At 68.4% G+C, this 10,179-nt stretch carries 9 protein-coding genes; 7 read left to right on the forward strand and 2 right to left on the reverse strand.

Annotated elements, in window-relative coordinates; all coding sequences use genetic code 11:
* Positions 1-19 precede the first annotated feature (19 nt).
* The gene (locus ACN8HC_RS19185; protein ID WP_490076457.1) at positions 20-1,276 is read right to left on the reverse strand and encodes an alpha/beta hydrolase; all 1,257 of its coding nucleotides are present in this window, start codon (positions 1,274-1,276) and stop codon (positions 20-22) included.
* A gap of 376 nt (positions 1,277-1,652) precedes the next feature.
* Here ACN8HC_RS19185 and ACN8HC_RS19190 point away from each other — a divergent pair, with 376 nt between their 5' ends.
* The 5 genes from ACN8HC_RS19190 to ACN8HC_RS19210 all read left to right on the forward strand — a co-directional run bounded on the left by ACN8HC_RS19190 (position 1,653) and on the right by ACN8HC_RS19210 (position 8,339).
* Positions 1,653-3,485: an acetolactate synthase large subunit gene (locus tag ACN8HC_RS19190; RefSeq protein WP_490076458.1), complete on the forward strand. Its 1,833-nt coding sequence runs from the start codon at positions 1,653-1,655 to the stop codon at positions 3,483-3,485.
* On the forward strand, positions 3,485-3,997 hold the full coding sequence (gene ilvN / locus ACN8HC_RS19195) for an acetolactate synthase small subunit (protein WP_490076459.1): 513 nt from the start codon (positions 3,485-3,487) through the stop codon (positions 3,995-3,997). Before ACN8HC_RS19190 ends, ilvN begins: the two co-directional genes overlap by 1 nt.
* 100 nt (positions 3,998-4,097) lie before the next feature.
* A complete protein-coding gene (ilvC, locus tag ACN8HC_RS19200) occupies positions 4,098-5,132 on the forward strand; it encodes a ketol-acid reductoisomerase (RefSeq protein ID WP_490076460.1) in 1,035 nt (344 codons plus the stop codon).
* An 891-nt stretch (positions 5,133-6,023) separates the two neighbouring features.
* Positions 6,024-7,079, forward strand: coding sequence for a 3-isopropylmalate dehydrogenase (locus ACN8HC_RS19205; RefSeq protein ID WP_490076461.1), 1,056 nt, complete (start codon positions 6,024-6,026; stop codon positions 7,077-7,079).
* A 159-nt stretch (positions 7,080-7,238) separates the two neighbouring features.
* On the forward strand, positions 7,239-8,339 hold the full coding sequence (locus tag ACN8HC_RS19210; protein WP_490076462.1) for a branched-chain amino acid aminotransferase: 1,101 nt from the start codon (positions 7,239-7,241) through the stop codon (positions 8,337-8,339).
* A 130-nt stretch (positions 8,340-8,469) separates the two neighbouring features.
* Here ACN8HC_RS19210 and ACN8HC_RS19215 read toward each other — a convergent pair whose 3' ends face one another.
* Positions 8,470-8,724: a hypothetical protein gene (locus ACN8HC_RS19215; protein ID WP_490076463.1), complete on the reverse strand. Its 255-nt coding sequence runs from the start codon at positions 8,722-8,724 to the stop codon at positions 8,470-8,472.
* Between the two features lie 147 nt (positions 8,725-8,871).
* Between ACN8HC_RS19215 and ACN8HC_RS19220 the strand changes: the two genes are divergently transcribed.
* Positions 8,872-9,117: a hypothetical protein gene (locus ACN8HC_RS19220; RefSeq protein WP_490076464.1), complete on the forward strand. Its 246-nt coding sequence runs from the start codon at positions 8,872-8,874 to the stop codon at positions 9,115-9,117.
* 130 nt (positions 9,118-9,247) lie between these two features.
* The gene (locus ACN8HC_RS19225; RefSeq protein WP_490076465.1) at positions 9,248-10,006 is read left to right on the forward strand and encodes a sigma-70 family RNA polymerase sigma factor; all 759 of its coding nucleotides are present in this window, start codon (positions 9,248-9,250) and stop codon (positions 10,004-10,006) included.
* The last annotated feature ends 173 nt before the right edge of the window (positions 10,007-10,179 follow it).

The raw sequence follows: 10,179 nt of genomic DNA on the forward strand, positions 1-10,179 counted from the left end.
GCCCCCCGGGCCCGAGTAGTCAGGTGGAACTGGGCGAGGTGGTCCTGACCGGTGCCGCTTCGATCGCCGTCCGGCCGTGATGGTGCTTCGCCACGTGAGCGGGCCTCGTCGGGGCGGTCACCTGTGCGGAGAGCCAGTGAATCGCGCCCGCCAGCTCGCGATCCCACACATAGAAGTTGTGTCCACCGGTCTGTTCGATGACAGCGGTCACCCGCAGGGGCGGCTTGACCAGGTGCAGGAACTTCATCGTCTCCGGGTAGCCCTCGGCCTTGTTGGTCTCCTGCTTGCTGATCGTCACGTAGAGCGACGCCGGCGGGATGGGCCGGTGCGTGAGCAGCCAGCGCAGGTCGTTGTCGTGCTGGACGGCGAGCGACCCGCCGAACAGATTGCCTGCGGTGCCGCCGTTCAGTGCGTGGTAGTAACCGGACAACGAGACGCCACCGGCATACAGGGTCGGGGCGGCCATGGTGAGCTTCGTGGCGCAGTAGCCGCCGGTGGAGTCACCGATCACACCCCAGTGGCCGGGCTCGACCCGCAGGCCGTGCTCGATGGCGCTGGCGAGTTCACCGCCGAGGAAGGTCTCGGCCTGCGGTCCGCCGGGGATGTTGGTGCACTCGGTGTCGCGCGGGGGAGTGACCGCCGTTCGCAGCATGACGTAAATCATCGGCACGGCCTGGTGCTTGTTGACCAGCGTCAGGGCCTTGCCGGGATAGTTCATCTTGTCGACGAGGCCCAGCGCGGAGCCCGGGTAGCCGCTGAGCACCTCCACCGCCGGGAAGCGGTGGTGTGCATAGTGCGCCGAGAAGTACTGCGGCGGCAGATAGATGTATGCCGGGGCGGTGATCCCGGAACGCAGGCCGGTGATGTCCGCCGAGACGACCTCGCCGCGGGTGCCGCGTTGCGATGGTTTGGACCACCCGGTCGGACCGAGGACCCGCAGCCGGCCGGATGCGAGACCGATCGACGCCTGTGCGATGCGCGGCTTCGCCGGTCCGCCGAGGTGACGGACGGCGGCGCCGTACTGCGCGACGGCCGGGGGAGTGTGATCGGTGCCGAACAGGTCGCTCCAGGAGGTGTAGAACTGCCCGTAGTTGTTCAGCAGCACACCGGCGAGGGCGAGCGTGACCAGCTGGCCGACCAAGAGCATGACCAGCCGGGTCGCGGCACGCAGCACGTGCGGCCCGCGCAGCCGCGGCCACAGCACGAGGGTGGCAACGGGAATCAGCACCGCAGCGCAGGCCAACACCACCACCAGCGGTGTTCCCATCAGTGCCATCTGTGCACTCTCCCCTCAGTACGAGTCCGAGCCCGAGTCGTCGACCTCGTTCGCCCCTCACGTTCGCACCACGATCTGGACGCTTTCTGCAGGGAATCTGGGCGGGACGCTCCCGGTACTCAGACAAGCGCCGTGCCTTCCGTCGAGCGTCATACGCTGCTCCGTGGCACACATCACAGGTCCGGATCCTGAGATCCGCATCTCAGAATGTTGACGCTCCGATGGCGGCGCACGACACTGGAGCGGTGGCACGAATTCTCGTACTTCCAAGGCGCGCAAGCTGATTCATTCGGCTCGCGCGCTGACCCTCACTGCCCGGACTCCGGGATGGGGGTTTTTTTATGCGTGGGTGCCTCCAATACGTAAGGACGACAAGGTGACAACTCACATTCCCAGCCCAGCAGACGTGGTGCCCGCCGCCAAGCGGCCAGCGCCTCACCCGGAAGTGACCGGCGCGCAGAGCCTCGTCCTCGCGCTCGAGGCGGCGGGCGTCGAGGTTGTCTTCGGACTTCCCGGCGGGGCGATCCTGCCGGCATACGACCCCTTGCTGGACTCGGTGAAGGTTCGTCACATCCTGGTGCGTCACGAGCAGGGCGCGGGGCACGCGGCGGAAGGTTACGCCTCGGCGACCGGCAAGGTCGGCGTCTGTATGGCGACCAGCGGCCCGGGCGCGACCAACCTGGTCACCGCGATCGCGGACGCCTACATGGACTCCGTGCCGATGGTCGTGATCACCGGCCAGGTCAACTCCCGGTTCATCGGCACCGATGCGTTCCAGGAGGCCGACATCCGCGGCATCACGATGCCGATCACCAAGCACAGCTACCTGGTCACCGAGCCGGGCGGCATCGCCACCGCGGTCAAGGAGGCGTTCCACATCGCCTCTAGCGGCCGTCCGGGACCGGTGCTGGTCGACATCACCAAGGACGCGATGGTCGGCAAGACGACCTTCGAGTGGCCGGCCGACGTGGCGCTGCCCGGCTACAAGCCGGTGACGCGTCCGCATCACAAGCAGATTCGCGCCGCTGCCAAGCTGATCCGCGAGTCGAAGCGCCCGGTCTTCTACCTCGGTGGCGGCATCGTGCGCGCCGAGGCGTCGGAGCAGTTGCGCGAGCTGGTGGACCTGTCCGGCATACCGCTGGTGACGACGCTCATGGCGCGCGGCGTCGTCCCGGACAGTCACCCGCTGCACCTGGGTATGCCGGGCATGCACGGATCGGTCGCCGCGGTGACCGCCCTGCAGAAGGCGGACCTGTTGATCGCGATCGGCACCCGGTTCGACGATCGGGTGACCGGTGACCTCGCGTCGTTCGCGCCCGGCGCCAAGGTGATTCACGCCGACATCGACCCGGCGGAGATCTCCAAGAACCGCGTCGCCGACGTGCCGATCGTCGGCGACGCCAAGGCCGTCATCGAGGACCTCACCCTCGCGGTCCGGGCCGACCTGAACGCCGGCCGCGCACCCGACCTCACCGCCTGGCAACAGCGCACCCGCCGCTGGGCGGACACCTACCCCCTGGGCTACAGCCCGGCAGAAGATGCGACGGCGATCCCGCCGCAGTACGTCATCGAGCGCATCGGCGCCCTGACCGGTCCGGACGCGGTGTATGCCGCGGGCGTGGGCCAGCACCAGATGTGGGCCGCGCAGTTCGTGAAGTACGAACGCCCCAACGCCTGGCTCAACTCCGGTGGTCTCGGCACGATGGGCTACTCGGTGCCCGCAGCCATGGGCGCGAAGGTCGGCGAACCCGACCGGGTCGTCTGGGCGATCGACGGGGACGGCTGCTTCCAGATGACCAATCAGGAGCTGGCCACCTGCGTCATCAACAAGATCCCGATCAAGGTTGCGATCATCAACAACTCCAGCCTCGGCATGGTGCGGCAGTGGCAGACGCTCTTCTACAACGAGCGCTACTCCAACACCGACCTGCACACGTCCGCCGGCTCCCGCATCCCGGACTTCGTCAAGATGGCCGAGGCCTACGGCTGTGTGGGTCTGCGGTGCGAGAAGGCCGAGGATGTCGATGCGACCATCGCGAAGGCGCTGGAGATCGACGACGTTCCGGTCGTCATCGACTTCGTCGTCGAGCGGGACGCGATGGTGTGGCCGATGGTGCCGGCCGGAGTGAGCAATGACCTGGTCACGACCGCGCGGGCGATGACTCCCGTGTGGGACCGTGACGACGACGCAGCGGAAGGAATCCACTGATGGCACGCCATACCCTCTCGGTGCTGGTGGAGGACAAACCCGGTGTGCTGGCACGCATCTCGGGCCTCATCTCCCGGCGCGGGTTCAACATCGATTCGCTCGCGGTCGGCCCTACCGAGAACGACGAGATCTCCCGGATGACGATCGTCGTGGACGTGGACGAGACCGCGCTGGAGCAGGTGACCAAGCAGCTCAACAAGCTGGTCGAGGTGCTCAAGGTCGTCGAACTCGACGAAACCGCCTCCGTGCAGCGGGAATTGCTGCTGATCAAGGTCCGCTGCGACGCGGCAAGCCGGGCGGAGATCGTGCAGATCACCCAGATGTTCCGGTGCAACGTGGTCGATGTGGGCCTCGACGCGGTGGTCATCGAGGCGACCGGCACGCGTGGCAAGCTGGAGGCGCTGCTCGAGGTGCTCGACCCCTACGGCGTCCGGGAGATCGTGCAGTCCGGGCTGGTCGGTGTCGGCCGGGGCGGCAAGTCCATCACCGACCGCGGTCGACGCAGCGCGTAACGCCCAACGCGGTGGCCGAGGAGCGACGAAGGAGCGTCTCGAGGCCCGCGTTGTTTTATCCGTTTCTGTACCGATTCACATAATTACCAAGGAGATTCCAGTGGCCGAGATGTACTACGACGACGACGCCGACCTGTCGGTGATCCAGGGCCGGAAGGTCGCCGTCATCGGCTACGGCAGCCAGGGTCACGCGCACGCCCTCAACCTGCGCGACTCGGGGGTCGACGTCCGCATCGGCCTGCGCGAGGGCTCGAAGTCGACCCAGAAGGCAGAGAACGAAGGGCTGCGGGTGCTCCCGGTCGCCGACGCGGTCAAGGAGGCCGACGTCGTCGTCATCCTCGCCCCCGACCAGGTGCAGCGCACGCTGTACGCCGAGGAGATCGAGCCCAATCTGAACGACGGCGCGGCGCTGGTCTTCGGGCACGGCTTCAACATCCGCTACGGCTACATCAAGCCCAAGGCGGACGCCGACGTGCTGATGGTCGCCCCCAAGGGGCCCGGGCACATCGTGCGCCGTGAATACGTCGACGGCCGCGGCGTGCCCGTCGTGCTCGCGGTCGAGCAGGACGCGTCGGGCACTGCCTGGGATCTCGCGAAGGCTTACGCCAAGGGCATCGGCGGGCTGCGTGCGGGCGGCATCAAGACCACCTTCACCGAGGAGACCGAGACCGACCTGTTCGGCGAGCAGTCGGTCCTGTGCGGTGGTGCGTCGCAGCTGGTGCAGTACGGCTTCGAGGTACTGACCGAGGCCGGCTACCAGCCCGAGGTCGCCTACTTCGAGTGCCTGCACGAGCTGAAGCTGATCGTCGACCTGATGATCGAGGGTGGCATCGCCAAGCAGCGCTGGTCGATCTCCGACACGGCCGAGTTCGGTGACTACGTGTCGGGGCCGCGCGTCATCGACCCGCACGTGAAGGAGAACATGAAGGCGGTGCTGGCCGACATCCAGGACGGCTCCTTCGCCAAGCGGTTCATCGACGACCAGGACGCCGGCGCGCCGGAGTTCAAGGCGTTCCGCGAGAAGGCCGCCCAGCACCCGATCGAGTCGACCGGCAAGAAGCTGCGCAGCCTGATGAGCTGGCTGAAGGACAGCGACACCGACACCGACTACGTCGAGGGGTCTGCCGCGCGCTGACAGCGACGCGAGGATACGAGCGAGGAACGAGCGAGGCCCGCAGCGTCGCGTGGAAGTGCGCGATCGAATGCCGCGCGGTAGGCCGCCCGTCCCGAAGGACCGACGGTCGGTCTGCGGGGACGAGCCTCGAGCCCGTCGGGTTCGCCATACGGTGAACCCGGCGGGCTCTTGTATGCCGCTCGAGCGCTCCGTCTGCCGGTCAATCACCAAGGACGGCGAGGGGATCGCGGGGGATCAGCAGTGCTCGTCAACGATCACGAGCACGGCCGATTGTTGGGCGTCCGAATAACGAGATTGGAGTATCGGACATCGGACGGTCGGGCGTACCGTTGTCCTCATGATGCGGAGCCTCATCCTTGGCTGCCGCGGCGAGTTCTAGGTCGGCCCCTCGTCGCGGAGAACCCGCGTTGCGCCGGCACTCGCCAGACCTCCGTTCGCGCTTGGCCCTGTCTCCCGGGCAGCGCCGGAGGACCACACACTGCACTTCTGAAGGACCGTCATCATGACCGAAGAACAACTGGACGCCCGGCGCGCGCTGCAAGAGTCCATGGACCTGCGCGACTGAGCTGTTTGCTGCGACTCCTCGCACGACAGGTGACGGCGCCCGCGAACACGTTCGCGGGCGCCGTCACCTGTCGTGGTCGTCGTCTCCGCGCCCGCTTGTCGGCCGTTCCCGGTCTTGCCTCTTCCCTGTCTGGCCCGGGCGGTCTCCGGTTTCCCTGGGGCCAAGCGCGCTCCATCCGGCGCGTTCGGCACTACCGGAGAAGGGGCTCGAGTTTTCCCTGGGGCCAAGCGCGCTCCATCCGGCGCGTTCGGCACCACCGCCGCGGCCCTCGTCCGGCATACAAGATCTGGATATCGAATGGCGAGACTCGCTATTACCCTGGCGGTATGACGACAGCATCCCCGGAGACCTTGAACCTGGCAGTGATCGGCGGCGACGGCATCGGGCCGGAGGTCGTGGCGGAAGCGCTCAAGGTCCTCGACGCGGCGACCGACACCAAGGTCGAGCGGACCGAGTACGACCTGGGCGCGAAGCGGTGGCACGCGACGGGCGAGACCCTGCCGGACGCCGTGCTGGACGAGCTGCGCGGGCACGACTCCATCCTGCTCGGTGCGATCGGCGACCCGTCGGTGCCGAGTGGCGTGCTCGAGCGAAACCTGTTGCTGCGGCTGCGGTTCGAGCTGGACCACTACATCAACCTGCGCCCGGCGAAGCTCTACCCCGGCACCTCGTCCCCGCTGGACGTCGCCCGGGTCGCCCCGAACGGCATCGACTTCGTCGTGGTGCGCGAAGGCACCGAAGGTCCCTACACGGGCAACGGCGGTGCGCTGCGGGTCGGCACGCCGCACGAACTGGCCACCGAGGTCAGTGTCAACACCCGCTTCGGCGCCGAGCGCGCCGTCCGGGACGCCTTCGCCCGCGCCCAGGCGCGTGAGCGCAAGAAGCTCACGCTGGTCCACAAGCACAACGTGCTCACGCACGCCGGCCACCTCTGGCGCCGGACCGTCGAAGAGGTCGGAGCCGAATTCCCTGACGTGCACACCGATTACACGCACGTCGACGCCGCGACCATCTACCTGGCGACCGACCCGGGCCGGTTCGACGTGATCGTCACCGACAACCTGTTCGGCGACATCATCACCGACCTCGCCGCTGCGGTGACCGGTGGCATCGGCCTTGCTGCCTCGGGCAACATCAACCCCGACCGGACGGCGCCGAGCATGTTCGAGCCCGTGCACGGTTCCGCCCCGGACATCGCGGGCAAGGGCATCGCCGATCCGACCGCGGCGATCCTCTCGGCCAGCCTGCTCCTCGCGCACGTCGGCCAGGACGCAGCGGCACGACGGATCGAGGAGGCCGTGACCGCGGACCTCGCGGAGCGCGGCACCGCCCAGCGCTCCACCAGCGCGGTCGGCGACGCGATCGCATCGCGCCTCGCCTGACGGTCACTGGCCCGGGCGACGGGTAGCCAGTCGCTCGGCGCGGACGACCGACCGTGTCCCACGTCACGAGTCGCCTGTATGGCGACCGGGGCGTGGGCCTACCCTTTTGGTTGGAAGTCCGATCAAAACACGTCCTAGTAAGTGCAGCCGGAGGAAGTCATGGCCCTGGAGTTCACTGTCACCGAGCGCCCCGATCGGGCGAGCGACGAGGCCCGGACGAAGATCCTGGCGGACCCCGGTTTCGGCAACTACTTCACCGACCACATGGTCACCATCGAGTGGGATGCCGACGGCAGCTGGCACGACGCACGCGTGGCGGCATACGGCCCGTTCCAGCTCGACCCGGCGACCGCCGTCCTGCACTACGCCCAGGAGATCTTCGAGGGCATGAAGGCATACCGGCACGCCGACGGCAGTGTGTGGACCTTCCGCCCGGGGGCCAACGCCGCTCGATTTGCCTGCAGCGCAACCCGTATGGCGCTGCCGGTGCTCCCGGCGGAGGACTTCCTGCAGTCCCTCAAGGAGATCGTCTCGGTCGACAAGGCGTGGGTGCCCGACGCCAAGGACGGCGGCGAGGCCTCCCTCTACCTGCGTCCGTTCATGTTCGCCTCGGAGGCGTTCCTCGGCGTGCGGCCGGCCAAGCGGGTGACCTACGCGGTCATCGCGTCCCCGGCGGGCGCCTACTTCGGCGGTGACGGCGTCAAGCCGGTCAACCTGTGGATCTCCACCGACTACGCACGGGCCGGCGAAGGCGGCACCGGCGGCGCCAAGTGCGGCGGCAACTACGCCTCCTCGCTCGCCGGGCAGCTGGAAGGCATTGCGGCCGGCTGTGATCAGGCGGTGTTCCTGGACTCCTCGACGCACACCTACATCGAGGAGCTGGGCGGCATGAACCTCTTCCTCGTCTATAAAGACGGCCGCATCGTCACGCCGGAACTCACCGGCACGATCCTCGAGGGCGTCACCCGCAGCTCGATCCTCACCCTCGCCAAGGACCTCGGCCTCTCACCGGAGGAGCGCCGCATCCCGATCCAGGAGTGGAAGGACGCCGCCGCGAGCGGTGAGCTGGCGGAGGTCTTCGCGTGCGGCACCGCCGCCGTCGTGACCCCGGTCGGCGAGCTGCGCTGGGACGGCGGTTCCTGCGACCACCGTCGTGAGGGCCACACCGACGAGGTCGCGACCAAGATCCGCAACACGCTGCTGGACATCCAGTACGGCCGGGTCGAGGACACGCACGGCTGGCTCACCCAGCTGGCCTGAGGCTCAGCCGGTGCTGCGAGCAGGAGTGCCAGCGCGGCCCCGATATTGTCGAGCAGCTGCTTCGCAGGGCGACAACCGCGCGCACCGGCTCGGCGCGCGACCACCGCGCAGGTGCAGGATCGCCGGGGACTCAGGCGGTCACACGAGGGATCGACCCCGTCGCGCGGCGGGCACATCGCGGTCGCGTCGCGACCCACTCGTCGTAGATCGCCTGGGCCGCGTCGTTCCCGCCCGTCGCGGTGAGGCGATTGATGGAGTCCTCGAGCCAGCCGATGTACCGGTCCACTCCTGCCGAACGCGGTGTCGAGGCGAGCGCGCGGGTGAGTTCGCGCCGTAGTTGCGTCGCGAGTTGCGGCGCAAGACTGCCGGAAACTGGGTGTCCCATGGGCATTCTCCTGTCTGCGTGGATGAGCCGTCTCTGGACAAGGAGACCTGTGAGAGGTCGTTCGATGACGGCAGAACGCGACTTTTTTGCGCAGCGAGCTCCGTGATGGGACAGCGTCATACTTTCGGCGGTCGAGTGTCTTGGTAGATGAAGGCAACGCAGACGCCGTGGGGCAGGGGAGGGGGCGACGTGGTGGGAAGACACCCGGCCGACGAACCAGACCCCTCCTCGCCGGAGTTCCAGGCGTTGGCGTCCGCCGTGCGTACCTACAACCGCCTGGTCGCGGAGTCGCGCACTCGGCCGGTCGCCACGGATCCGGTCGATCTGCTGCGAGCGTTGTCCGCGGTCGGCGAGGCGTCGGTCGCAGTGGTACGTCGCGCGGGTGCATTGTGACCACGCAGGCCCCGCAACATGGGAGAATCTGCCGCGCTGCCCAGGTAAGTGGAGACCCTCGATGACCGTTCTGACCGATGTCGACGATCGCGACCTGCTGGCGCGCGTTCGCGACGGTGACCCGCAAGCAATGGCCGAACTCTGGTCACGGCATTACCCGGCGACGCTCGCCGCCGCGCGGCGGGTGAGCCGGCAGCCGAAGGATGCCGAGGAGTTCGCCTCCGACGCCTTCTCGGGAATGCTGCACGCACTGCTCCATGACGCCGGCCCCTCGGCCTCCGTGCGGGGCTATCTGGTGACGTCGGTCCGCAACCAGGCGAGCAACCGTGCTCGACGCGCCTCGGCGAACGACGTGCTGGCCGATGACGTGTCCGACTCCGAGGGCGTGGAGCGCAGCCCGGTGGACCCGGTTGCGCACCACGCCGAACTCGGGCTGGTGCGCGAGGCGTTCGCCACGTTGCCACCGCGTTGGCAGCTGGTGCTCTGGCGCACGGCGGTCGACCACGAGAAGAACACCGTCATCGCCGCGGAACTGGGCAGGTCCCCGAATGCCGTCGCGGCGCTGGCTCGTCGGGCCCGCCTGGGGTTCCGACTGGCCTACANGCCGCGGAACTGGGCAGGTCCCCGAATGCCGTCGCGGCGCTGGCTCGTCGGGCCCGCCTGGGGTTCCGACTGGCCTACATCCGCGCGCACGCCTCCACTCATGGCATCCGTCCGGAGTGCGCGCCCTTCGTTCCACGACTCGTCGAGTTGCTGCCGCCGGCGGGCACCGCCGCGGCACCGGACGTGCGGGCGCACGTCGAGGGCTGCCCGACCTGTGCTCAGCGGCTGGCGGACCTGCGAGTCGTTGACGCCGATCTCGGCGGCATCCTGCTGCCGGCCGTCCTGACTCTCGGTCCCGGCATCGCGTGGGCCACGGCAGGGCACGCGACGCATGCCGCGGGCGGCCTGGCCTGGTTGAAGTGGGGACGCAGCGCCGGTCACGGTCGCAAGCTGGCGGTCGTCGGCACGGCGGCCGCCGTCGCCGTCGCCGGCACCTGCTCGGCATATGCGCTCACCCAC

Source organism: Flexivirga sp. YIM B11880 (assembly GCF_058148645.1).